General features: G+C 45.9%; 24 protein-coding genes, 1 tRNA gene and 1 riboswitch. Of the genes, 21 read left to right on the forward strand and 4 right to left on the reverse strand.

Annotation, left to right across the window (positions count from 1 at the left end; genetic code table 11):
* Positions 1-266: 266 nt before the first annotated feature.
* From PHS46_04775 to PHS46_04825, 11 genes are all read left to right on the forward strand, one after another.
* Positions 267-1,376: an N-acetylmuramoyl-L-alanine amidase gene (locus PHS46_04775; GenBank protein ID MDD3905832.1), complete on the forward strand. Its 1,110-nt coding sequence runs from the start codon at positions 267-269 to the stop codon at positions 1,374-1,376.
* 1 nt (position 1,377) lies between these two features.
* A complete protein-coding gene (murI, locus tag PHS46_04780; GenBank protein MDD3905833.1) occupies positions 1,378-2,175 on the forward strand; it encodes a glutamate racemase in 798 nt (265 codons plus the stop codon).
* 2 nt (positions 2,176-2,177) lie between these two features.
* Positions 2,178-2,534, forward strand: coding sequence for a 6-carboxytetrahydropterin synthase QueD (gene queD / locus PHS46_04785; protein ID MDD3905834.1), 357 nt, complete (start codon positions 2,178-2,180; stop codon positions 2,532-2,534).
* A gap of 21 nt (positions 2,535-2,555) precedes the next feature.
* Positions 2,556-3,263: a 7-carboxy-7-deazaguanine synthase QueE gene (locus PHS46_04790; protein MDD3905835.1), complete on the forward strand. Its 708-nt coding sequence runs from the start codon at positions 2,556-2,558 to the stop codon at positions 3,261-3,263.
* Positions 3,264-3,267: 4 nt separating this feature from the next.
* Entirely contained in the window at positions 3,268-3,657 is a 390-nt protein-coding gene (queF, locus tag PHS46_04795; GenBank protein ID MDD3905836.1) for a preQ(1) synthase, read from the forward strand.
* 33 nt (positions 3,658-3,690) lie between these two features.
* Positions 3,691-4,533 (forward strand): fumarate hydratase, encoded by an 843-nt coding sequence (locus tag PHS46_04800; GenBank protein MDD3905837.1) that lies wholly within the window; start codon positions 3,691-3,693, stop codon positions 4,531-4,533.
* Positions 4,530-5,078, forward strand: coding sequence for a FumA C-terminus/TtdB family hydratase beta subunit (locus tag PHS46_04805; GenBank protein ID MDD3905838.1), 549 nt, complete (start codon positions 4,530-4,532; stop codon positions 5,076-5,078). The genes PHS46_04800 and PHS46_04805 overlap by 4 nt, the downstream gene beginning before the upstream one ends.
* Positions 5,050-5,793 carry a ribonuclease PH gene (rph, locus tag PHS46_04810; GenBank protein MDD3905839.1) on the forward strand — a complete coding sequence of 248 codons (744 nt, stop codon included), beginning with the start codon at positions 5,050-5,052 and terminating at the stop codon, positions 5,791-5,793. Before PHS46_04805 ends, rph begins: the two co-directional genes overlap by 29 nt.
* A complete protein-coding gene (gene rdgB, locus PHS46_04815; protein MDD3905840.1) occupies positions 5,778-6,371 on the forward strand; it encodes an RdgB/HAM1 family non-canonical purine NTP pyrophosphatase in 594 nt (197 codons plus the stop codon). Before rph ends, rdgB begins: the two co-directional genes overlap by 16 nt.
* Before the next feature lie 124 nt (positions 6,372-6,495).
* A tRNA-Pro gene (locus tag PHS46_04820) sits at positions 6,496-6,572 on the forward strand.
* Between the two features lie 760 nt (positions 6,573-7,332).
* Positions 7,333-7,578: a GIY-YIG nuclease family protein gene (locus PHS46_04825; protein ID MDD3905841.1), complete on the forward strand. Its 246-nt coding sequence runs from the start codon at positions 7,333-7,335 to the stop codon at positions 7,576-7,578.
* Between the two features lie 92 nt (positions 7,579-7,670).
* On the opposite strand, the gene PHS46_04830 is transcribed toward PHS46_04825, so the two are convergent.
* From PHS46_04830 to PHS46_04845, 4 genes are all read right to left on the reverse strand, one after another.
* Positions 7,671-8,294: an ImmA/IrrE family metallo-endopeptidase gene (locus tag PHS46_04830; GenBank protein MDD3905842.1), complete on the reverse strand. Its 624-nt coding sequence runs from the start codon at positions 8,292-8,294 to the stop codon at positions 7,671-7,673.
* Positions 8,295-8,297: 3 nt separating this feature from the next.
* The gene (locus tag PHS46_04835) at positions 8,298-8,666 is read right to left on the reverse strand and encodes a helix-turn-helix domain-containing protein (protein ID MDD3905843.1); all 369 of its coding nucleotides are present in this window, start codon (positions 8,664-8,666) and stop codon (positions 8,298-8,300) included.
* Between the two features lie 105 nt (positions 8,667-8,771).
* Positions 8,772-9,146 carry a hypothetical protein gene (locus PHS46_04840; protein MDD3905844.1) on the reverse strand — a complete coding sequence of 125 codons (375 nt, stop codon included), beginning with the start codon at positions 9,144-9,146 and terminating at the stop codon, positions 8,772-8,774.
* Positions 9,124-9,531 (reverse strand): zinc ribbon domain-containing protein, encoded by a 408-nt coding sequence (locus PHS46_04845; GenBank protein MDD3905845.1) that lies wholly within the window; start codon positions 9,529-9,531, stop codon positions 9,124-9,126. Before PHS46_04845 ends, PHS46_04840 begins: the two co-directional genes overlap by 23 nt.
* Before the next feature lie 36 nt (positions 9,532-9,567).
* Positions 9,568-9,737: riboswitch (cyclic di-AMP (ydaO/yuaA leader) on the forward strand.
* 146 nt (positions 9,738-9,883) lie between these two features.
* On the opposite strand from PHS46_04845, the gene kdpF reads away from it, so the two are divergent.
* The 10 genes from kdpF (at position 9,884) to PHS46_04895 (ending at position 23,354) form a co-directional block, all read left to right on the forward strand.
* A complete protein-coding gene (gene kdpF / locus PHS46_04850) occupies positions 9,884-9,976 on the forward strand; it encodes a K(+)-transporting ATPase subunit F (GenBank protein ID MDD3905846.1) in 93 nt (30 codons plus the stop codon).
* A 76-nt stretch (positions 9,977-10,052) separates the two neighbouring features.
* On the forward strand, positions 10,053-11,798 hold the full coding sequence (gene kdpA, locus PHS46_04855) for a potassium-transporting ATPase subunit KdpA (GenBank protein MDD3905847.1): 1,746 nt from the start codon (positions 10,053-10,055) through the stop codon (positions 11,796-11,798).
* Entirely contained in the window at positions 11,795-13,858 is a 2,064-nt protein-coding gene (gene kdpB / locus PHS46_04860) for a potassium-transporting ATPase subunit KdpB (protein ID MDD3905848.1), read from the forward strand. The genes kdpA and kdpB overlap by 4 nt, the downstream gene beginning before the upstream one ends.
* 61 nt (positions 13,859-13,919) lie before the next feature.
* Complete coding sequence (gene kdpC, locus PHS46_04865) at positions 13,920-14,498, forward strand: potassium-transporting ATPase subunit KdpC (protein MDD3905849.1); 579 nt, start codon at positions 13,920-13,922, stop codon at positions 14,496-14,498.
* 14 nt (positions 14,499-14,512) lie between these two features.
* Positions 14,513-16,699, forward strand: coding sequence for a sensor histidine kinase KdpD (locus PHS46_04870; GenBank protein ID MDD3905850.1), 2,187 nt, complete (start codon positions 14,513-14,515; stop codon positions 16,697-16,699).
* 188 nt (positions 16,700-16,887) lie between these two features.
* The gene (locus tag PHS46_04875; GenBank protein ID MDD3905851.1) at positions 16,888-17,370 is read left to right on the forward strand and encodes a WbuC family cupin fold metalloprotein; all 483 of its coding nucleotides are present in this window, start codon (positions 16,888-16,890) and stop codon (positions 17,368-17,370) included.
* Positions 17,370-18,779, forward strand: a complete 1,410-nt coding sequence (locus PHS46_04880) for an HD-GYP domain-containing protein (protein ID MDD3905852.1) — start codon at positions 17,370-17,372, stop codon at positions 18,777-18,779. The genes PHS46_04875 and PHS46_04880 overlap by 1 nt, the downstream gene beginning before the upstream one ends.
* 1 nt (position 18,780) lies before the next feature.
* Entirely contained in the window at positions 18,781-19,560 is a 780-nt protein-coding gene (locus tag PHS46_04885) for a DUF4239 domain-containing protein (protein MDD3905853.1), read from the forward strand.
* 37 nt (positions 19,561-19,597) lie between these two features.
* Positions 19,598-21,262, forward strand: a complete 1,665-nt coding sequence (locus PHS46_04890) for a GH3 auxin-responsive promoter family protein (protein MDD3905854.1) — start codon at positions 19,598-19,600, stop codon at positions 21,260-21,262.
* A 40-nt stretch (positions 21,263-21,302) separates the two neighbouring features.
* A complete protein-coding gene (locus PHS46_04895; GenBank protein MDD3905855.1) occupies positions 21,303-23,354 on the forward strand; it encodes an ATP-dependent helicase in 2,052 nt (683 codons plus the stop codon).
* Positions 23,355-23,362: the final 8 nt, after the last annotated feature.

Raw genomic sequence — 23,362 nt, forward strand, 5'->3', positions numbered from 1 at the left:
AGTCTAAGATACTTCGATTTTTCTCTGAAAAATCGAAGGACTCAGGAAACAACGCGAAGAAAGTTTTCAGGTCCTGGAGTCTAAGATACTTCGATTTTTCCTGAAATTTTCTCCGAAAATTTCGAGAAAAATCGAAGGACTTTAGGAAGCAACGCGAAGAAATTCAATCGACTACTGCAACCGCGTAGGTTTGCATGCGATAATCACAGAATAACCTACGCGGTTGTTCAAAATTACATAGAGGCCATATTACTACTTATAGATATTTGCATTTAATCGTAGTAATCATATCAGTCGCGGTATTGACAGCCGGATGCGCTACTCAGGCAACGCATTTCCGGCTCGACACTTCTTTGCAGAAGGATATAGCGATGCTGAGCGGGGCGGAGTATATATCACTCGCGAAACTGTGTGATTTCTATGGAATAGAATATAAATACGACACTTTTACCGGTCGCGCCGATGTCAGGAAGGGGCCGAATATAGTGGTCATAAGGACGGGCGGCTCCGGCGTACTTGTAAACGGTGAATTTGTGAAATCCGATAATCCTGTCATAATGCGCGATGGCGTGCTTTTTGTGCCGATGGCACTTGTAAAAAACAACATGGGCCCTGTGATGGGCCGTCCAGCCGTTGCTATTCTACCTAAGGAGGAGGCGGGCCCGAAGAGGTTTTTCATAAAATCAATAGTGATAGATGCCGGCCATGGCGGCAAGGATCCGGGCGCTTTGGGCAGGCGTAGCCGTTTAAGAGAGAAGGATATGACCCTCCGGGCCGCACGAAAGCTTAAATCACTGCTGGAAGACGCCGGTATCCGGGTAATCATGACAAGGGATAGTGATGTTTTTATACCGCTTGAGACGCGCTCATCCATCGCCAATCGCAGTGGTGCTGATCTTTTTGTAAGCGTACACATAAATTCCTCGCGCGCGCGTTCAATGAGAGGTTTCGAGTGCTACTATCTTGCGAATACGACGGACGATAATGCCCGGGCCCTCGAGGCTATGGAAAATTCTTCGCTACGCCTGGATAGCGCGGCTCTGGTCGAACATTCGCGCCGTTTGGATAAAGCGCTCTGGGATCTGACGCTGACCGAAAACAGAATAGAGTCGGCAGAGCTTGCCGGTTCGATATGCGATTCCATCGATTCCGGGCTTACGATGGGCAATCGCGGTGTGCGCACGGCGAGATTCTATGTGCTTAAGTTCACGCATATACCGGCGGTTCTGGTCGAGGCGGGTTATTTAAGCAATAAATATGAAGAATTGAAATTGAAGGATCCCGATTTCTTAGACAGGGTTGCGGAATCCGTAGCGCAGGGCATATTGAGATATAAGCGGGAGTACGAAAGAACCCAGGGGTTTACGAGGATATAATATGAGTGATCAGAGGCCTATAGGAGTATTCGATTCCGGCGTCGGCGGGCTTACGGTAGTCGATAAGATGCGCGGGATACTTCCAGGTGAGAGTATCGTGTATTTCGGCGATACCGCCAGGGTACCTTACGGCACAAAGTCGAAAGATACGGTTACGAAATTTTCGGTCGAGAATGTGGAATTTTTGATGAAGCATAACGTTAAGCTCATCATAGTCGCGTGTAATACCGCCTCGTCATTGAGCCTGGATTTTTTAAAGAGATGTTTTAAAGTTCCGATAATAGGAGTGATAGAACCCGGCGCCAGAGAAGCTGTGAGTGCCACCCGCAATAATCGCATAGGCGTTATCGGTACTCACGCGACAGTGTCTTCCGGAGCCTATGAAAAAGCGATAAAAAAAATGGGCAGTAAGTATGCGGTGGTTACTCAGGCGTGTCCGCTCTTCGTGCCTATTGTTGAGGAAGGGTGGGCCGGCAGGGACATAGCGGGCCAGGTGGCAGAGATTTATCTCAAAACACTTAAATCGAAAAACGTAGATACGCTTATCATGGGCTGTACCCATTACCCCGTTTTAAAGAACATGCTCGCGAAGGTTATGGGTAAGCGTGTTGTCCTGGTCGATTCGGCAAGAGAGGTCGCCAGGGGCGCCAGGGATATACTGGATGCAAACGGTATGTTGAACTTATCGCGCTCCAGGGCCGAATACAAATTCTTCGTGAGCGACGAGCCGAACAGATTCGTTAAGATCGGCGAGAGATTCTTAAAACAGCGTATAAAATGCGTAAAGAGGGCCGGTTAAACATGTTTGAAATAAAGGTTAAGACAGATTTCAGCGCGGCGCACAACCTGCGGAATTATAAAGGCAAGTGCGAAAATCTGCATGGCCATAACTGGACGGTCGAGGCGGTATTCCGGTATAAAGATGTGGATAAAAACGGACTTGCGGTTGATTTCAGGATCGCGAAGGACGCGTTGAAAGGCGTTGTCGAGTCGCTCGATCATTCGTATCTAAATGGGGCGAAGTTTTTCAAAAAGGCGAACCCGACCTCCGAAAATATCGCGAAGTTCATATATGACGGTTTGAAGAAAAACTTGGAGAGTATTTATTCCGTAGCTGTGTGGGAGAATGAAAAGTCGTGCGCCGTGTATTCTGAGTAAGATACCGGGAAAGAAGAGACGATGAGTGATGTAAAAGGCCAGATAACCGAAATATTTTCATCGATACAGGGAGAAGGTATATTCCTGGGCGCGAAACAGATATTCGTCAGATTCAAGAAGTGTAATTTGAACTGCGTATTTTGTGACGAAGCTAAGGGTTTGGCCTCGAAAGAATATGCCCCGCTGGAACTGCTTAAAGAAATCAAGGCTATCGATGTGGCCCGCGGACCGCATCACTCCGTGTCGCTTACCGGCGGCGAGCCTCTTCTATACTGGGATTTTCTGAAAGTTTTTCTGAGAATAGCGAAAAAGAACAGGCTATTCAAGGCGTATCTTGAGACGAACGGAACCCTGCCGCACGAACTTTCGAAGATTATCGATCTGGTCGATATAGTGGCTATGGATTTCAAATTGCCGTCATCTACCGGCGAAAGAAGCTATTGGCACGAGCATGCGGACTTCCTGAGGATAGCTTCCAAAAAGAATGTATTCGTAAAAGCGGTTGTTACCGCCAATACCGACAAGGAAGATATCGAGAAGGCGCTTCTTTTAATGAAGAAAGCGCGCAAGAATATACCTTTTATCCTTCAACCGGTATCTCCTGTAAAATCCGACGATAGACAGATAGGGCATGACAGGCTTATGGGATTTTTAGAGATAGGGTTAAGGAACGAGATCGAAACCATGAGGGTCATTCCGCAGATACACAAAATATTAAAGGTAAAATAATCATATGAAAAGATCGCCATACGAAGGATTGCAAAACAAGGTTCGTGTCATGAAGACGCCGGTGATAGAGACATGGCAGAATCGTTATTCCGACAGGGATTATATTATAAGGATCGACATTCCGGAGTTTACATGCATATGCCCAAAGACGGGATTGCCGGACTTTGCGTCGATCGTTATTAAATATATACCCGACCAGGCATGCATAGAATTAAAATCGTTCAAATACTATACTATATTTTACCGCGATGTAGGTATATTCAATGAGCACGTTGTGAATAAAATGCTCGACGATCTGGTTAAGGCGTGCCGACCCAGGTGGATGGAGATTGCCGGTGAGTTTAACGCGCGCGGCGGGATCAAGACGACGGTGAGCGCGGAGTATAAAGGGTAGTATAAAAAGAGCGCAAGCGCCGGACGGGATAGCATGAGAGAGATAAATGTTTCTAAAATAAAAGATGCAGTTGCTGAGCTTTGCCTTAAGGCGAACTTTGAACTCCGGCGGGATGTATTAAAATCTCTCAAGACGGCCGTAGCGAAAGAAAAGAACCCCAGGGCTAAGAATATATTGAAGGCTATCATAGATAACGCCCGCCTTGCCAGGACGAAACGGATTGCGATCTGCCAGGACACAGGCATGGTTATAGTTCATCTTGAGATCGGACAGAATGTGGCTCTGCGCGGCGGAGCGCTCAAGGGCGCCGTCAACGCGGGCGTCGCGGAGGCTTATCGTAAAGGTTACTTGCGGAAGTCGATCGTCTCCGGCGCGTTATTTCGCGAGAATACAAAGACCAACACTCCCGCTGTTATATATGTCGATATCGTCGACGGCAACAATGTAAAAATAAGCGTTTCCCCTAAAGGTTTTGGCAGTGAAAATAAGAGCGCTATAAAGATGTTCAAGCCTACCGATTCGGCCGATGAGATAAAAGAATTTGTCATCGATGTTGTGAAGAAAGCCGGCCCCGATGCCTGCCCGCCGATGGTTTTGGGTATAGGCATGGGCGGCACTTTTGAAAGATGCGCCTACTTGGCGAAGAAAGCGCTTCTGCGTCCGGTTGGCAAGCGTAGCCGGCAGAGGCATATCGCGCGGCTTGAAACAGAACTGGAGCGCGCGATCAATTCGCTCGGGATTGGCCCCATGGGGCTCGGCGGTAAAACTACGGTTCTCGGCGTGAATGTGCTCGAAGAGCCAACGCATATAGCGGGACTACCGGTCGCGGTTAATGTCAGTTGTCACGCGACGAGAAGCGCGGAGAAAACTTTGTGAAGCCGGTTAAGATAAAGACGCCGTTGACAAAACAAGCGGTTGCTTTTCTCAGGGCAGGCGACGAGGTTCTTTTAAGCGGGACGATATTTACGGCAAGGGATATAGCTCACAAACGATTGCATGACATGATCGCGAAAGGCCATCCCATTCCGCTGAAATTAACGGATGCGGTGATATATTACGCGGGCCCTGCGCCGGCGCGTCCCGGACGGGCTATCGGATCATGCGGGCCGACGACCTCCTCGCGCATGGATTCTTTTACACCGGAACTTTTGCGCTTAGGCCTTGGCGGCATGATAGGAAAAGGCGGCAGATCTCCGGAGGTAAGAGCGGCGATAAAAAAATACAGACGTATATATTTTATCGCCATAGGAGGCATAGGGGCCCTGCTTGCGGAGAGAGTAATATCGGCGAAGCCCGTGCTCTTCAGCGACCTCGGCCCGGAGGCGATTTATAAAATGGAGGTCGTGGATTTTCCAATTATTGTAGGAATAGACTCGAAAGGAAACGATATATATGACCAGGCCCGACGGAAGAAAAAGTAACGAATTACGGCATCTCAAGATAACCAAGGATTACATAAAATACGCGGAAGGTTCGTGCTTGATAGAACTCGGTGACACCAAAGTCATAACGACCGCGACGATAGAAAACACCGTTCCGTCTTTCCTGAAAGGCAAGGGCACCGGATGGATAACCGCCGAATACGGCATGATACCGCGTTCCTGCAGAACCCGTGTTCAAAGGGAGGCGGCGAAGGGTAAGCTGGGCGGCAGGACCATGGAGATACAGCGCCTTATAGGCCGTTCGATGAGATCCGTGGCCGACATGGCGAAGATAGGCGAGAGGACGCTTTGGATCGACTGCGACGTCATACAGGCCGACGGCGGCACCAGATGCGCCAGCATAACCGGCAGTTTTATTTCGGTCATTCTTGCCCTCGAGAAGATGCGCGCTCAGAATCTCATTAAAGAGATACCGGTTTCCGACTATGTCGCGGCCATTAGCGTAGGAATGATGGACGGTAAACCGATCCTCGACCTGAATTATGATGAGGACTCGAACGCGGATGTCGATATGAATATCATTATGACCGGCGACGGTAAATTTATTGAAATACAGGGTACCGCCGAGAAGGAGCCATTCAGTAAAGAGGATATGAATAAGCTTTTAGCGTTGGCGAAGGAAGGGGTAGATGATCTCATCGCGGCGCAGAAGAAAGTTTTAAAGGGGATTATAGGCAAATGCGAGAAATTGTAATAGCGACCAAAAATGAAAAGAAGCTCCATGAATTAAAGCGTTATCTCAAAGGCGTAGACGCGAAAGTGGTTTCACTCAAAAATTTTACGCACGTACCGCGCATAGTCGAGAACGGCGTGACATTTAAAGCGAATGCCGTAAAGAAGGCGCTCGTCATATCGCGTTTTACGAAAGGGCTCGTAATAGCGGATGATTCCGGCTTGGCGGTCAATGCGCTCGGTGGACGGCCGGGTGTGCGATCGTCGAGATTTGCCGGGCCACGGAAGAGCGATAAGCAGAATAACAAAAAATTGCTGGAAATTTTGAAGAAGACTCCGCCCGAAAAAAGGCAGGCGCGGTTTGTTTGCGCCGCGGCAATATGCGATAACAACAAGGTGCTTAAAGTCATCGAGGAGTCGTGCGCCGGCGTTATAGCGTTCTCCGAAAAGGGCGGATACGGATTTGGATATGATTCGCTATTTCTGATACCAAAATATAAAAAGACCTTCGGTGAGCTTGGATTAAAAGTAAAAGATAAAATGAGCCACAGGTCTAAGGCGCTCAAAAAGGTTCGCGAGTTTTTAAAAAAGTACTTGTAGTATGATATAATCGGGGCGTAGCGCATCCCGCCCGGAAGCTGACAGGGGGCGGGACCCCGCCTTGAGTAAAACAGATGGCGGGGGCTGGCTAATAACCGGTAGTCGTGTAGATATTTGTAATTTTCGGGGCGTAGCGCAGCTGGCTAGCGCGCTTGGTTTGGGACCAAGAAGTCGACAGTTCGAATCTGTCCGCCCCGACCACTGACTTTGCCGTTGTTCTCTTAGGGCATATTTTATTTTTACGCGTCCCTGTAGCTTCCCGCCCGGAAGCTGACAGGGGGCGGGACCCCGCCTTGAGTAAAACAGATGGCGGGGCAGTTGGATATTGATTAACAACGTCCCTGTAGCTTCCCGCCCGGAAGCTGACAGGGGGCGGGACCCCGCCTTGAGTAAAACAGATGGCGGGGCAGTTGGATATTGATTAACAACGTCCCTGTAGCTCAGTTGGATAGAGCATCTGCCTTCAATAGGAGCGTCTATGCGGAATATGAACGCATAGAATGAATGCAGCTATATGCAAGGAACCCCTGTCATACACAGGGCAATTTGCAGGCAACCAAGCGAGCTACAGATAAATCGGTCCATGGGAAGGAGGTGAAGATTGCAACATTAATAACCAAAATCTTCACGTTAAATGGGCCGACGATTATCTGAAGCTCGAATGGGAGTCCTCAGAGACTATACGCTGCACACCTGAAATGGTGAAGACATAGTCCAGACCGCAACGTAACAACGGCCGGAGTAATCCGGTGCGGTAAGCTAAGCAGAGGGTCGCCTGTTCGAATCAGGCCAGGGACGCCATCCGCCTTCGCATTCAAGGCGTAAAAGAGAGAATGCTTCGGCGGATTTTTATCCGCCATAGCCAGCATGTCGTAAAAGGCAGAAGGCGACGGCGGATGAGCCCGCCGAAGCACCTTATCTATTAAGCGTTGATTGCGAAGGCGGGCCATTAAACTCCAATATGCACTACGTCTATATACTAAAAAGCCTCAAAACCAAAGATAAGCTCTATGTCGGATTAACCGGCAATCTTGAGCGTCGCCTTAAAGAACACGACGAGACATCAAGCGATCATTACACATATCGCCATCGTCCATGGAAACTCGAAACATATATTTCATTTCAAAGTAATTTGGCTGCTAAGAAATTCGAGGCTTATTTAAAAACAGGTTCAGGCAGGGCATTCATTAGGCGGCACCTTATTTAGTTGTTCGCTATCAGTTAACCGATTTCTCTATTTCCAATCTCTTCTAAATATCCTGCCAAAATCTCTTCTTAATCCCTCTCTTTATCTCTGGTTTACTTTTCGGGTGGTTTAGTCGTAAAATCAGGTTTTTTGGCGTCTTTATCAATCCTTCTTAATATAACTTCTCTTGAAACCACAAAATCCCGGGCTAATAATTCAACGACCCTATCCATGATAACATCATCATTTTTGATGCCCAAAGCCCTGATCTGCTTTGAATGATATTTTAACCTCTTTTCCAGATGATGGCTTGGCACCAGGACTAATCCGGCAAATTGATTCGCCTGCCATTCAAGCCATGACCATTCATCTTCCGGAAAAGTCTCCATAAAATCCTTCCAATCTCCGGTCGTATTGAATCCGCGATGCTTGTAAACAGCCTCGTGCATAATAGCATGGCCTACCTCATGGGCTAGAGTAAAGCGATATCGGCCTTGTCTATGCTTATATACGTATTCATCTATGGAGATATTCGACAAATCTGAGGATATGAAACCGTCGATTTCTATTATTTCGTGAAGTCCGGGGATCGGAATGATATCAATGTTGAGCTTAAGCTCTATGATCTCTTCGATCGGAGTGGGGAAGGCATCCCTTGGATGGTATTTGTGCAGGAAATCCGAAGCTATCTTCTTTATGTGGTCGTAGTTTTTGTAAGGAACAAATACATCTGACATTCTTTACGATTCCTTGATCAATTTTATCAACTTATCGAGCTTCTCTTTCGAGATCTTTTTACCCCTGATGGTGCGGAATAAAAATGGCATTCTCGCGACGATCTCTTTTTCCCTAAGCTCCTTTGGCAGCCGGCCTGATTCCGCGGCCGCAAGGTCAAAGAATTCATACCACTCGTTCGACGCCTCTTTCAGTTTGAGATAATGAGCGTATTTCTTCAATATCTCATCTTTTGGCGGCGGCAACACGCCTCTTTCAATCTTACTTAAATTTCCAGGATCCATGCTGTGTTTCTCGCAGAATTGGCGCAGCGTCATGCTCAGCTTTATTCTTCTATCTTTAAAATACGAGCCGAATGTTTTACGTCCGTCCATTTTAGTCGCCCCCCTCCTTGTCTATTATAAGTATACCATGTAGTAATAAAATTACAACACTTAAATGCAAAATATTTATTTTCTAACATTGGGAAGGGTGATGGGTTAATGCGCTAGCTTATTCCAAGCCTCGAGTTGCTTCTGCCAGTAGATTTCTTTGGCTATGCCGCGGATTTTACGCTCTGTAACCTTACGGATTTTGTCGGTGTTTAGCAATAATATCTCCTTCTGTATTCTAGGACACAGGAGGAGCAGGCTTGTTATCTGTTTTATCCTCGTATAAGTTATACCAAGCCATTCGGCGATTTGGCTCAGATCCTTTGCCTTCTCTTCACAAAGCGCTCCTTCTATTTGATTAGATAGCACCAGATATTGTCGTAGCTTCGGCTCGTTTGCTATCTTGGCCATATGATATCGATAAGACTTATGCCTTACGGGCTTTATATCAACTTTGAATTCATATTTTAGATTCGTATTCATAAAATCTATAATTATTTAAGACCATATCCAGCTTACCAGTCGTTCCGTCGTATTTTACTTCTTTAACCATGCGTTTTAATGCCTCATGTTTTAACTGTGGGAATAGCGCATCCCAGATGGCGAGAATTTCTGTCAGTTCTTTTTGTGGCATCTTGCCAAGGCAATCTATTACAGAGTCCTCTATAGCCTGTGCATTTACCGATTTGGTAGGGCACGAATTTGAGCCTTGTTTTTGAACACTTTGGCAGACATAATATCTGTATTTATATTTACCTCGCATCGCATAGGTATGGAACATTGCTTTGCCACAGGCCTTACAACGCAAGATATCGCTGAGTGGGGCTGTATTTCTCGAATAACCAGCCTTCTCGCGTGTTACGCGCATCTTATATTGACACCATATCTCTCGAGGCTTATAATTAACATAAATAAGCTATATTCCTTTGGCTACATATAAAAGGAAGCGGGGGAACCAAGCCACGGTCTACGATAGATCTTGGGGCGAATATCTAAAATATCTACAATGTAGTAGATTAGGGTCACTCAACCCGAGCCCGACAGCTAACCCCGTAAGCTAACATGAGAGAATGCAAACCAGAGATAGGCATCCTCTGGTTTTTCTTTTTAAGGGAATCCGTATTATGGATATTTTATTTATAGGAATAATTTTGGGTCTCACGATAATATCTTTTGCATTTGTCGCAGTATGCGGCAGATTATAAGGCTGGGGTAGTAATATGACTATTATTTATTGGATAGGCGGCATAGTTTCACTGTTTTTATTTGCCTATTTATTGATCGCTCTATTGAAGCCGGAGATATTTTCATGATCCTTCGGCGTGGCCAACAGTCTGACAATAGCCTTGCTCAGGATTATTATGGTGAGCGAGCGAAGCGAGTCGAACCATGAATTGGAATAATATTATTCAAGGCGGGATCTATCTTATAGCGCTAATCCTATTAGTTAAGCCGCTTGGGACATATATGGCCCGCATATACGAGGCAAAACCCGTTGGTCTTAACGTATGGTTTGGGCCTATTGAAAGATTAGTTTATCGCGTGTCAGGTATTAATCCTGAAGCAGGTATGTCTTGGAAGACATATGCTTTGGCAGTAATGATGTTCAATATTATTGGCATAGTCGTTGTTTACGCTATTCAGAGACTTCAGCCACATCTTCCCCTAAACCCAATGTCCATACCACAAGTCCCCCCAGACTTAGCTTTCAATACCGCTGTGAGCTTTGCTACAAACACCAACTGGCAAAGTTATGGTGGGGAGGCCACATTAAGCTATTTTACTCAGATGATGGCTTTAACAGTTCAGAATTTTGTGTCAGCGGCAACGGGCATGGCAGTGCTTGTGGCTGTGATAAGAGGATTTATCCAAAAACAAACGGAAACCATAGGTAACTTCTGGGTAGATCTTGTTCGATCTACATTATATATACTGCTTCCACTAGCTATAATACTTTCCGTTGTATTGGCTTCCCAGGGTGTTGTTCAGACATTTGCTCCGAGCGTAAAAGCTACGCTTATCGAAGCAACTAAAGATGCTACTGGAAAGATTGTTCCTGAACAGGTGATAGCTCTCGGTCCTGCCGCTTCTCAAATAGCTATTAAACAGCTAGGAACTAATGGGGGAGGGTTTTTCAATGTCAATTCTGCCCATCCCTTTGAGAACCCCACGCCTCTGTCAAACTTCGTGGAGGTTTTGGCCATACTTTTAATAGCTGCAGCATTATGCTATACATTCGGATACATGGTTAAAGACAGGCGCCAAGGATGGGCGATTCTGGCCGCTATGTTAATTATCTTTATCCCATGTCTCTGGTTATGTACGCACATTGAACAACAGGGGAATCCTTTGTTAAGCAAATTAGGAATTGATCAGAGTGCGAGTGCTATGCAGCCAGGCGGTAATATGGAAGGCAAGGAAGCACGTTTTGGCATCGCGAATTCAGCTTTATGGGCAACAGCTACGACTGCCGCCTCCAATGGTTCGGTCAACTCAATGCATGATTCTTACATGCCTCTTGGCGGGATGATATCGATGTGGCTTATGCAATTAGGGGAGGTTATATTTGGCGGGGTTGGTTCAGGTCTTTACGGTATGATCGCATTTATTATTGTCGCTGTATTTATATCGGGCCTTATGATAGGGCGCACTCCCGAATATTTAGGAAAGAAAATCGAAGCGTATGAAATGAAAATGGCTTCTCTTATGATTTTAATACCTCCGATGATTGTTCTTATGGGCACAGCCATTTCGGTAATTGTGCCTGCTGCTAAAAACTCAATTTTAAACCCTGGGCCGCATGGATTTAGTGAAATATTATATGCTTTTTCATCGGCAGGAAATAACAACGGAAGCGCGTTTGCGGGTTTAACTACGAATACGTTTTTCTATAATATCGCTCAAGGATTAGCGATGTTTTTCGCTAGATACTGGCTTATAATACCGGCTCTTGCGATAGCCGGATCACTTTCTAAGAAAAAGATAGTGCCTGTAAGTCAAGGAACTTTGCCTACACATACGCCGCTTTTTATTGTATTTCTGGTTATGGTTATATTGATTGTAGGTGCGCTCACTTTTTTCCCGGCATTGGCTCTTGGGCCTATTGTTGAGCACTTAACCCTTACTTCTATATGAAAACAAAATCATTATTCGACCTCGCTATTGTAATTCCGGCGATTGTGGATTCTATAAAAAAATTGAACCCCAAGCATCAGATTAAGAATCCAGTTATGTTTGTCGTGTTGGCGGGAAGCGTGCTTACCACAGGCTTATATATTCAGGCCATTGTTGCGCATGGGGAAGCACCGGCAAGTTTTATTCTGGCTATAACGCTGTGGCTTTGGTTCACGCTAATATTTGCTAACTTCGCGGAAGCTATGGCTGAAGGTCGCGGTAAGGCGCAAGCCGCAAGCTTAAGGAAGGCAAGACGGGATACCCCAGCGAAGAAACTCTCAAGCCCTAAATATGGCTCAAGCTATGAAACAATTTCAGCTACGACAATAAGGAAAGGAGATATTGTTTTAATCGAAGCGGGCGACATTATACCGATGGATGGTGAGATTATAGAAGGAGTAGCTTCGGTTGATGAAAGCGCGATAACAGGAGAAAGCGCGCCCGTCATACGCGAATCAGGCGGGGATCGCAACGCTGTTACCGGGGGAACGCGAGTACTTTCAGACTGGATAGTAGTACGAGTTAGTTCAAATCCTGGCGAGACATTCTTAGATCATATGATAGCGATGGTCGAAGGCGCGAAACGACAGAAGACGCCCAACGAAATAGCGCTTAGCATTTTACTTGCGGTATTTACGATAATATTTCTTTTAGCCACAGTAACGCTCCTTCCATTTTCTATCTATAGTGTTGTTAGCGCTGGCCATGGTGTACCTATTACAGTAACAGTATTAGTGGCGTTACTCGTATGCCTTATACCGACTACTATAGGAGGCCTTTTGCCTGCCATTGGTATCGCTGGAATGGATAGGATGATCCAGGCAAACGTTATAGCTACTTCAGGACGTGCCGTTGAAGCGGCAGGGGATGTTGATGTTCTACTGCTTGATAAAACAGGTACTATAACGTTGGGTAATAGACAGGCGGTTGCTTTTATACCGGCCCAGGACGTCAAAGTCGAAGCATTGGCGGATGCGGCACAACTGGCTTCATTATCTGACGAAACTCCGGAAGGCAGAAGCATAGTGATATTAGCTAAAGAGAAATACAATATTAGAGAACGCCAAATCCATGAGCTTGAAGCGAAATTTATCCCTTTTACTGCCCAAACAAGAATGAGCGGAGTAGATTTAGGTGATGGACGGCAGATCAGAAAAGGCTCAGCCGATGCGATAGAAGATTATGTGAAAAAGCTCGGAGGACTTTTCCCTGAAGATTTGAAATTAAATATTCAGAACATATCCAAGACTGGCGGCACGCCGCTAGTAGTAGCGGAACATAAGAATGTATTAGGTGTTATTCAGTTGAAGGATATAGTGAAGGGTGGTATCAAAGAACGTTTCGCGGAACTGCGACGTATGGGAATCAAAACTATAATGATCACAGGTGATAACCCATTGACAGCTGCGGCCATAGCTGCCGAGGCAGGTATGGATGATTTTTTAGCGCAGGCGACACCTGAAACAAAACTTAAGCTTATCCGGGAGATGCAGCTTGGCGGTAGACTTGTCGCAATGACAGGTGATGGTACTAATGATGCACCCGCTCTCGCGCAGGCGGATGTCGCAGTTGCTATGAATACAGGGACGCAGGCCGCGAAGGAAGCGGGCAATCTCGTAGATCTCGATTCTAATCCTACAAAATTAATTGAGATCGTTGAAATTGGAAAACAATTACTTATGACCCGAGGATCATTAACTACTTTTAGTATCTCTAATGATGTTTCAAAATACTTTGCGATCATTCCGGCGGCTTTTGTAGGAACATATCCTCAGCTAGACGCGCTTAATATAATGCACCTTACCACGCCGTCTAGCGCTGTTCTATCTGCGGTTATTTTTAACGCCATTATCATAATAATGCTAATTCCACTGGCTCTGCGCGGTATACCTTATAAGCCGATGTCGGCAAGTCGCCTTCTGAGAGACAATCTTTTGATCTATGGCATAGGCGGCATTATCGCGCCATTTATAGGGATAAAACTAATTGATATGTTGTTGGCTGCCTTGCATTTGGTATAAAGCCGATGTCGGAGACATCGGCACTTAGCTGGCACCGTGGCTTAATAAACTTGGGATAATTATGTTTAGAGAACAGTTAAAATCTGCCATTCTTGTTTTTATAATATTGACGATAATCACAGGAGTTCTCTACCCGCTATTTGTAACAGGAATTGCTCAAGCTTTTTTCCATACCAAAGCTAACGGTAGCCTTATATATCGAAATGGAAAAATAATTGGTTCAGCCCTTATAGGACAACCATTTGATGATCCTAAATATCTATGGGGACGGCTGTCGGCCACATCGCCCGTGCCTTATAATTCTAATTCGTCATCGGGCTCAAATATTGGGCCGTCGAATGGAGCACTTTTAGAAACTGTAAAGTCCCGTATTGAAAAACTGCGTGCAGCCGATCCTAAAAACAAGATGCCTATACCCGTAGATTTAGTGACATCATCGGCGAGCGGGCTTGATCCGCATATAAGTAAGGCTTCCGCTTATTATCAGGTTCCTCGAATAGCGAAACAACTAGGGCTCTCTGTAAATATTGTAAAAAACATTGTTGATCAAAACGCAAAAGGGCGTCTCTTTGGTTTAATCGGAGAGCCGGTTGTAAACGTATTGAAGGTAAATATGGATTTGGATTCATACAAAAAATAGAGTATATTATAGACATGACAAACGAAAATAATAATATCGACGAAATTCTGGCGCGGGTAAAGAGCGAAGGATCTAACCGCGGAAAGCTTAAGATTTTCTTCGGGGCAATGGCCGGAGTAGGGAAAACTTATTCCATGCTTGAAGCGGCAAGAGTTCTGAAAAAAGAAGGAATTGATGTTGTTGTCGGTTACGTAGAGACGCATGGACGCGCAGACACAGACGTTTTATTAGAGGGCCTTGAAATCCTGTTTCGTAAAGAAGTGTCATATAAAAACATCAAACTTAGTGAATTCGATGTTGATTCGGCCTTAAAGAGGCGTCCCTCTACGATATTGGTTGATGAGTTGGCTCACTCGAACGCCCCCGGTTCTCGTCATCCTAAGCGTTGGCAGGATGTAGAGGAGCTCTTGGACGCAGGCATTAATGTCTATACGACTCTAAATGTCCAACACTGTGATAGCGCCAATGACGTTGTGGCCCAGGTTACAGGGGTAACAGTGCGCGAAACCGTCCCTGATACCTTTGTTGAAAAAGCAGACGATATAGAATTAGTAGATCTCCCTCCAGAAGACTTACTTAAGCGCCTCAAAGAAGGCAAAGTTTATCTTGGTGAGCAAGCCCAGCGGGCAATCCAGAATTTCTTTCAGATAGGAAATCTTATTGCACTGCGCCAATTAGCACTACAGTATACAGCTAGGATCGTAGACGCTAAAATGCGATCCTATAAACAGGCGTATTCTATAACAAAGGTTTGGAATGTAAGAGATCGACTTTTAGTATGCATAAGCGCCAGCCCTCGAGCCACACGGCTTATACGGGCAGGAAAGCGCATTGCTTCCAGCATTGGTGTTGAATGGATTGTTGCTTACGTTGAGCCGATTTCTCAAATACCTAATAGAAGGGGCAAGGCCGATATAGTAGAGACAATGCGCTTTGCCGAACGATTGGGCGCTGAAACGGTTACACTTACCGGGTTAAATATAGCGGAGACTATAATCGAATACGCTCGGTCAAGGAACATCACAAAAATTATTATTGGAAAGCCTGGCAAGCCCAAGTGGCATGAATTTATTTTTGGGTCCGTGATAAATGCGCTTGCGAGAAAATGCGGTGAGATAGATTTGTATCTTATGAGTGGAGAAACGCAGGAGCCGCCTGCCAAATACGAAGCGCCCACTTTAAAACCATTCCCATGGAAAGGTTTATTATGGGCTATGGGCGTCGTTGCAATTTGTACCATAGTAGATAGTTTTTTATTTAAGCACTTAAGCCTTGTAAATTTAATAATGATTTATTTATTAGGAGTTACCTGGATTGCTTATAAGTATGGCCGCAGAGCGTCAATTATAGCCTCGATCTTAAGCGTCTTATCTTTTGATTTCTTTTTTGTCCCGCCTTATTTCACATTTGCCGTAGCCGATGTAGAATATTTTATAACATTCACAGTTATGTTAGCGGTAGGCGTTATAATAGGAAGTCTTACAGGACGACTTCGGCAGCAGACTACAGCTATGCGACTGCGGGAAAACAGGACTCAGGCATTATATTATCTGAATAGGGATTTGGCCAAAACATCCAGTCTGGATGAAATCTTTCAGATATCGGTTCATTATGTTCAAGAGTTTTTTAAATGTCCGGCTGTTATTTTTACGCCCGTAAAAGGGAAGAGTATCGCAATTCGTTTTGGCGATACCAAAGTAATGCCATTAAGCCCAAACGAAGAAGCTGTGGCCCAGTGGGTATATGAGCATAGAAAGATGGCGGGGAAGGATACGGACACACTTCCAGGCTCACGAGGTATTTATTTGCCGTTAACCGGTGCTGAAAAGACCGTAGGCGTTATTGGGCTATTTCCTAGAGAAGAGAGGCAGTTAAACGATCCGGATCAATTGCATATACTCGAAATATTCGTAAAACAAACTGCCTCGGCGGTAGAAGGCGCTCAGCTTGCCGCCGCCGCGGTTAAAACTGATGCGGAAATCGAAAGCCAGCGTCTGCGAAACTTGCTTTTAAGTACATTTTCTCTGGATCTTCCCGCGCCGTTAAAAATAATTTCTGAAGCCACTGCGGAATTGTTAAAACCCGAGAATATGGATGATAAATTAAAACGTAGTGAATTAATTCAGAAGATCCGCGAACAGGCACAGCGCTTGAACGACCTCTCCTCCGAAATGACAAAGATAATTAAATCGGAAGAGTAAAAATTGTATTAATCACAAAAATGTCCGCCTATCAAAATTTCAAAATCTCTCGCCAATAATAGATAATTGTTATATAATAGCGTTGCCTACATCAGAGATAAGTATCAGAAAGCCCTATAAAGGGGACGCCAACATTCTTCACCCTTCCGTGATTTTGCTACGGAAGGGTTCCGGAGAAAAGTCTAACTATGATAAAAGTTACGACCGAACTTATGAAGGACATCTCGGCCAAAGCAAAATCGTCCGCCAGGAAGCGGACGAACTACAATTTCCACAAAAATCTCTCCGATCCTATCCAGCGCATGCTGAACGCGGCGGAGCCCGGCACTTATATCCAGCCGCACAAACATGAATCCCCCGACAAGATCGAGGTTTTTATCATACTTAGCGGAAGGGCCGTCATGGTTGAGTATGACTCTGCCGGCAACATAGCCGATCATATTATTCTCGACGCGAAAGACGGGGCAAAAGCGGTAGAAATACCGCCGAGACATTGGCATTCTTTTATAACGTTAAAGCCCGGCACAGTATTGTACGAAGTAAAGGAAGGCCCGTACGACGAAAAAGCCGACAAGCATTTTGCCTCATGGGCACCTTCGGAAAGCTTAAAAGAAAAAGCGCTGGAGTTTAATAAATCGGTTCTTGTGAAATTAAAAATAGAGGAAAGGTGATGCGCATAGGCAAACAATTGGTGTTGGTAAAAAGTTTCCGCGCGAAGGTAACGATCGTTCTCGTCCTATTCATGTGCCTGTCCGCGGCCATTACCAACGTTCTTATCTACCAGTATGTCATAAGATCGCAATTCGGCCAATTGCGCGAAAAACTTATGACTATAGCGCAGGCCGCGGCGATGACGATAGATGTCGAAACCTTAAATGAAATACCGCTTAATCCAAACGGTGTAAATAGTCCCGCCTATAAAATCATCGAGAAAAAAATAAGGCGCATCAAAGAGATTTCCCCAAATCTTGCATATATTTATATCCTAAAACGCGGCGATCGTTTGAATCTTCTGAAATTTGTGGTAGACGTTAACTTTGAAAATTATAAATCTAAATTGAATCCGGCCTATCCCGGCCAGGCCTACGATGGCAAGGTTTATCCGGAGCTTCTTATGGCTTTCATGACACCTTCGGCGGATACGAAGATGGCGGCCGACAAGTGGGGAGTATTTCTGTCGGGCTATGCCCCTATATTTGACAAAAATGGCGATGCTATGGCGATCCTGGGTGTTGATCTTGCCGCGAACGATGTATACAGAATGCAGCGTGAGGTAAAAATTCGCGCCGGGATTATCCTGATATTTGGCGTCATATTTTCAGCGCTCTTAAGCTTGGTCATATCGGACGCCGTAAGCTCACCTATAAAACGCCTTGTAGCCGGAACCAGGCATGTCGCTTCAGGTGACCTTAAGTATCGAGTGAAGGTTGAGAATCCGGATGAGATAGGAGAGCTCGCCTCCGCGTTTAATATGATGAGTTCGAGTTTATATAAATCGAAGAGCGCGTTGTTAAACTATTTTTATCAGATCGCTCAGTCACTTATTCGGGCATCGGAAGCCCGGGATCACTACTCTAAAGGTCATTCCGACAGGGTGGCTAAGTATTCGGAACAGATCGCGCGAAAAATGGGTTTGCCGGAAAATAAGATAGGACTACTTAAGAACGCGGCGCTTTTGCATGACATAGGAAAATTCGGGATCCAGGAGGCCATATTAAACAAAAGTTCCGCCTTGACCGACGAGGACGTAGAAATAATCCGCAAGCATCCTGTTATAGGCGAGGATATACTTAAGCCTGTTTCTCTTGACAGGGAACTGCTTGCCGTAGTTAGAGAGCATCACGAACGCTATGACGGCACAGGCTATCCGGACAAGCTCAGGGGCAGTGAAATAGATATGCTGGCTTCGATAGTGTCCGTGGCCGATTCGTATGACGCCATGACCTCGCATAGGGCGTACAGAAAGAATCTGACAAAAGGGGAAGCGATCGCGCAATTGAAACAGTCGAGCGGGACGCAGTTTGATCCTAAAGTTGTAGAAAGTTTTATAGAAGTCCTTAATAGCCAAGAGGAGGAGTAAGATGTCTTTTACGCAGGCGCTGACTTATTATGTACCGACGACGGCGTTGGGATTTATCGTTGTATCCCTGTTCGTGGCGATGTCCATAGGCGGGCTTTTACTGGTTCGCCGATTAGTGCCGCATCATAGGCTGAAAGTGCACAACGATGTTGCCGCCGCCATCTTTAATACACTGGGTGTAGTATATGCTGTCCTGCTTGCTTTTGTCGTGGTCGTGGTGTGGCAGAATTTCGACAAGACGAAACAGAATGTGGAAGGCGAAGCAAATTATATCATGGATATTTACAGGGACTCTTCGGCCCTTCCGGAATCTTTCAGGGCAGAGGCTCGCGCGATGATGAAAAAATACGCCGACAGTGTAATAAATGACGAATGGCATCTGATTGCCGTGGGAAAGCAGAGCGCTAAAACGTTTGAGCATCTGAATAAGCTATGGGCGGTATATGCTTCATATGAGCCGAAGACGGAAAAAGAAAAAATATTTTTTGCGGAATCGGTGCGAAAGCTTAACCAGGCCGGAGAGCTACGGCGAACCCGCCTTATGGATTCCAGGGCCGGCATTCATCCAATATTATGGATCGTGCTGGTAGTCGGAGGCGTGACAACGGTCAGCTTCACGTTTTTCTTCGGGTCGGAGAATCTCCGGGCGCAGATTGCGATGGCCTCCATGCTCGCCATGCTGGTTGCGCTGATATTATTTACGATCCTTTTGTTCGATTTTCCGTTTACGGGAGCATTAAAGATATCTTCCGAGGCTTTTACGAAAATGCCGTGTTTTTGAATAACCGTTTTTATCAACAAATAAGGATGTGAACAAGATGAGTTTAGCTTCTATAGCATTAAATGCATTTGCGATTAACGCGATGACGTTCGAGAACTCTACGAAAGATCCTTTGAAAGCCCAGGAGCGGACGCTTCTTAAATATCTGCGCCGGAATAGAAATACCGAGTTCGGCATCGAGCATGGCTTTGCCTCGATCAAGTCGATACGGGATTTTCGTTCTCGTGTCTCGTTATCTAAGTATGAAAAAATCCGACCATACATAACCAGGATGGAAAACGGCGAAAATAACATACTCACCAGAGATAAGGTTGTTTTTTTCGGGATAACGAGCGGTACTACCGGCAAGCCGAAGCTCATCCCCGTTACGAAATATTCGCAGGATAAAAAAGCGGGCTTGATGGCCCTGTGGGCGTACTACCTCGCCAGGAAGCACCCGAAAGTCATAGACGGTAAAGTTTTGGCGATAATAAGTCCGGAGGTAAAAAATCATACGGAAGCCGGCATACCGTACGGCCCGGAGGACGGCCACGCCTACAACAATCTCCCGCCCGTAATAAAGAAAAAATATGTCCTGCCGTATGAGCTTTTTTACATCGAAAATTACGACGCCAGATATTATTGCATACTGAGAATCGCGATAGAGCATAATATCTCCACCATAGCGACGTTAAATCCGAGTACACTGGTAATATTATGCGACAGGATAGAGCTTCTCAAGGACAGGATAATAAAAGATATCGCCGCCGGTACTCTGGATAATAGCCTGGAGATCGAGCCGGAGGTTAGACGTATAATCGAAAAAAAATTAAAACCGAATCCGAAGCGGGCGAAAGAATTAAAAACTATTCTGGATAAGACAGGCAGTCTTTTACCTAAAGATGTGTGGCCGGCGCTTGATCTGATAGAATGCTGGAAGGGCGGGACGGTAAAGGCATATTTAAGGGAACTGCCCAGGTATTTCGGCGACGTCGATATCTGGGACTTCGGGTGCCTTTCGACCGAGGCGCGTAGTTCGATACCTATGACCGGCGACGGCGCCGGCAGTGTCCTGGCTATAGAGACGAATTTTTACGAATTTATACCGAAAGAGGATATCGACAAGGAGGACAAGAGGGTTCTTTTATGTAATGAGCTTGAAAAAGGAAAAGAATATCTTCTGGTCGTTACAACTCCTGGCGGGCTTTACAGGTATGATATCGATGACGTGGTAAGGGTGGACGGGTTTTTTAACAAAACGCCGATCATAGAATTTGTACAGAAAGGACATAACGCCGTTTCGTTAACGGGGGAGAAGGTGTACGAAGCGCATGTAATCGAGTCGGTCATGAGCGCTTTGAACGTACATAAACTGCAGATCATATCATTCAGTGCGTGCACCGAAAGCGGCAATCCTCCCCGATATGTATTCTTAGTCGAATTTTCCGCTGAACCTTCACGGGATGAAAAGATGAAGTTTTTGAGTTCGGTAGAGAAAGAGTTGTGCATTCGAAATAGTGAATATGATGATATCCGTAAGCAGTTTTTACTTGGCCATCCCATCCTTAAGGTAGTTAAAAAGGGAGAATTTGAGCGTTATCGCAGAGGCAGGGTCAGTCTTGGAGCGCACGACAGCCAGTTTAAACTGCCAAAACTTTGCGGACAGGTGGATTTTGACAAAAATTTCGCGGTGATCGAAGAAATAGCTGTCGATGTAAGATGAAAAAATAGCCATCGCCGGTGTTTAATGATATAATGGCGCCATGCTCGACCTAAAAGATAAATTAAATCCGTCTCAACTGTCCGCGGTATCCGCCACAGACGGTCCGGTGCTTGTAATAGCCGGCGCTGGAAGCGGTAAGACGCGCGCGATAGAATATCGTGTCTTGAATCTCGTTTCAAAAGGCGTAAGGCCTGAGTCGATACTCCTTCTTACTTTCACGCGTCGGGCCGCGCACGAGATGGTCTCCCGCGCTTCCAGGCACGACCCGCGATGCAGGAACATCGACGGCGGCACATTCCACTCTTTCGCGTTTAAAATCCTGAAAAAATATTCGAAGGCGCTGGGACTTTCGAACCAGTTCACGATTCTCGACGAGTCCGACAGTTCAGAAGCCGTACATCGCTGTGTAACAAAGCTCGGCCTTCTCGAAAAAAGGGAAAAGTTCCCGTCCAAGGATACCCTGCGTTCCATCCTGAGCATGTCGGTCAATAAAGGAAAAACTATTTGCGAGATTCTCGAGAAGGAGTACCCGCATTTTCTTGAGCTTGCCTCCGACATAGAAGCGTTGAGAAAAGAATACGCCGCTTATAAATTAGGAAAATTATACGTCGATTATGATGACCTGCTCGTATATCTTAAATTATTGCTTGAGATAGAAGAGATGCGCGGGGCGATATCATCCAGATATACACATGTGATGGTCGACGAATATCAGGACACGAATACTCTCCAGGGCGACATAGCGCATCTATTGGCCTCCGGCCATAAAAATATAATGGTCGTTGGCGACGACGCCCAGTCGATATATGGCTTTCGCGGCTCATCCCACAAGAACATAATGGATTTTCCGCAAAGGTTTCCCGAATGCCGGATAATCAAGCTCGAGGAGAATTACAGGTCTACGCAATCTATCCTCGATGTGGCAAATTCCGTTCTCGAGAACATGGATAATAAATATTCCAAGTGCTTAATCTCGACCAGAAAAGACGAAGGCGACAGGCCGAAGCTTAATTACTTCAAGAATCATTACGATGAGGCCGGGTGGATAGTCGGGAAGGTGCGTGAATTGCAGGATGAAGGTGTGGGGCTGGAGCATCAGGCGGTTCTCTTCCGTTCGGCGTTTGTGTCCATATCCCTGCAGGCGGAGCTTAGCAAAAACGGCGTACCTTATCAGGTGTTTGGCGGATTGAAGTTTTACGAAACGGCGCATGTCAAAGATCTCCTGGCGCATCTCAAGATAGCGGTAAACCCGAAAGATGAGATAGCGTGGCGCAGGGTGCTTGCACTGATAGACGGGATAGGGCCCAAGACAGCCGGCGTAATAGCGGAAGCTATTTTCGCCAGGACGTCGCTCGACGATATAATAACAAAAGCCCTCGACGATAAGCATATCCCTAAGAAGTCGGTGGGCGGGATCGCGAGATTGAAAAAGTTTTTGCGAGCGGCGGCAGTTCACACCGCCGCGGATCCGGGCGCTGTGTACGATCTGGCGCTCGACTACTATTCGCCGCTCTTCAAGCTGAAGTTTGACGACTGGAATATCAGGGTAAATGATCTTGAAGCGCTCAAGCAGATAGCGTCGAGGTATGACGCGCTCGAGGATCTCCTCGCGGATTTTGCCATAGAACCGCCGGACAGGGGCGTATTGCGCGTAGAGCCGAAATCCGGTGATGAAGAAAAGCCGCTGACATTATCTACGATACATTCGGCTAAAGGGCTCGAATGGGATTCAGTGTTTATGATAGGGCTTATTGACGGCGTCCTGCCATCCAGTTTTTCGCTCGATAATCCTGAGGAGATAGAAGAAGAGAGCCGCCTTTTTTATGTGGGTATAACGCGCGCTAAGAACCGCCTTTTCTTATCGCTGAACCATGAAGGCACGCGCGGAGGCATAACGCAGTTTAATAAAGTATCGCGTTTTGTCGAAATGCCGAATGTCTTATCCGGGCTCGACCAGAAATTCGCGCTTGAGAAAGATTTTGCCGATGAAATAGACCTGGACGATTCGGACGGGATAACGCCGTTCTATAATAAAGAATCGCTCCTGGAAGAGTTGATTGGCCGAGGCAGGTCAAAGAAGCCTCGTTTTTGAAGACTCAG

The sequence above is a fragment of the Candidatus Omnitrophota bacterium genome (genome assembly GCA_028699255.1).
Classification (GTDB): domain Bacteria; phylum Omnitrophota; class Gorgyraeia; order 2-01-FULL-45-10; family 2-01-FULL-45-10; genus FEN-1322.

Coding starts and splice junctions, on each gene's coding strand:
- PHS46_04800 (MDD3905837.1), top strand. CDS start 3,691: ATGAGAGAGATAAATGTTTCTAAAATAAAAGATGCAGTTGCTGAGCTT.
- PHS46_04825 (MDD3905841.1), top strand. CDS start 7,333: ATGCACTACGTCTATATACTAAAAAGCCTCAAAACCAAAGATAAGCTC.
- PHS46_04895 (MDD3905855.1), top strand. CDS start 21,303: ATGCTCGACCTAAAAGATAAATTAAATCCGTCTCAACTGTCCGCGGTA.
- PHS46_04870 (MDD3905850.1), top strand. CDS start 14,513: ATGACAAACGAAAATAATAATATCGACGAAATTCTGGCGCGGGTAAAG.
- kdpC (MDD3905849.1), top strand. CDS start 13,920: ATGTTTAGAGAACAGTTAAAATCTGCCATTCTTGTTTTTATAATATTG.
- PHS46_04830 (MDD3905842.1), bottom strand. CDS start 8,294: ATGTCAGATGTATTTGTTCCTTACAAAAACTACGACCACATAAAGAAG.
- rdgB (MDD3905840.1), top strand. CDS start 5,778: ATGCGAGAAATTGTAATAGCGACCAAAAATGAAAAGAAGCTCCATGAA.
- rph (MDD3905839.1), top strand. CDS start 5,050: ATGACCAGGCCCGACGGAAGAAAAAGTAACGAATTACGGCATCTCAAG.
- PHS46_04790 (MDD3905835.1), top strand. CDS start 2,556: ATGAGTGATGTAAAAGGCCAGATAACCGAAATATTTTCATCGATACAG.
- PHS46_04835 (MDD3905843.1), bottom strand. CDS start 8,666: ATGGACGGACGTAAAACATTCGGCTCGTATTTTAAAGATAGAAGAATA.
- PHS46_04875 (MDD3905851.1), top strand. CDS start 16,888: ATGATAAAAGTTACGACCGAACTTATGAAGGACATCTCGGCCAAAGCA.
- kdpA (MDD3905847.1), top strand. CDS start 10,053: ATGAATTGGAATAATATTATTCAAGGCGGGATCTATCTTATAGCGCTA.
- murI (MDD3905833.1), top strand. CDS start 1,378: ATGAGTGATCAGAGGCCTATAGGAGTATTCGATTCCGGCGTCGGCGGG.
- PHS46_04885 (MDD3905853.1), top strand. CDS start 18,781: ATGTCTTTTACGCAGGCGCTGACTTATTATGTACCGACGACGGCGTTG.
- PHS46_04845 (MDD3905845.1), bottom strand. CDS start 9,531: ATGCGCGTAACACGCGAGAAGGCTGGTTATTCGAGAAATACAGCCCCA.
- queF (MDD3905836.1), top strand. CDS start 3,268: ATGAAAAGATCGCCATACGAAGGATTGCAAAACAAGGTTCGTGTCATG.
- kdpF (MDD3905846.1), top strand. CDS start 9,884: ATGACTATTATTTATTGGATAGGCGGCATAGTTTCACTGTTTTTATTT.
- PHS46_04880 (MDD3905852.1), top strand. CDS start 17,370: ATGCGCATAGGCAAACAATTGGTGTTGGTAAAAAGTTTCCGCGCGAAG.
- PHS46_04890 (MDD3905854.1), top strand. CDS start 19,598: ATGAGTTTAGCTTCTATAGCATTAAATGCATTTGCGATTAACGCGATG.
- kdpB (MDD3905848.1), top strand. CDS start 11,795: ATGAAAACAAAATCATTATTCGACCTCGCTATTGTAATTCCGGCGATT.
- PHS46_04840 (MDD3905844.1), bottom strand. CDS start 9,146: ATGAATACGAATCTAAAATATGAATTCAAAGTTGATATAAAGCCCGTA.
- queD (MDD3905834.1), top strand. CDS start 2,178: ATGTTTGAAATAAAGGTTAAGACAGATTTCAGCGCGGCGCACAACCTG.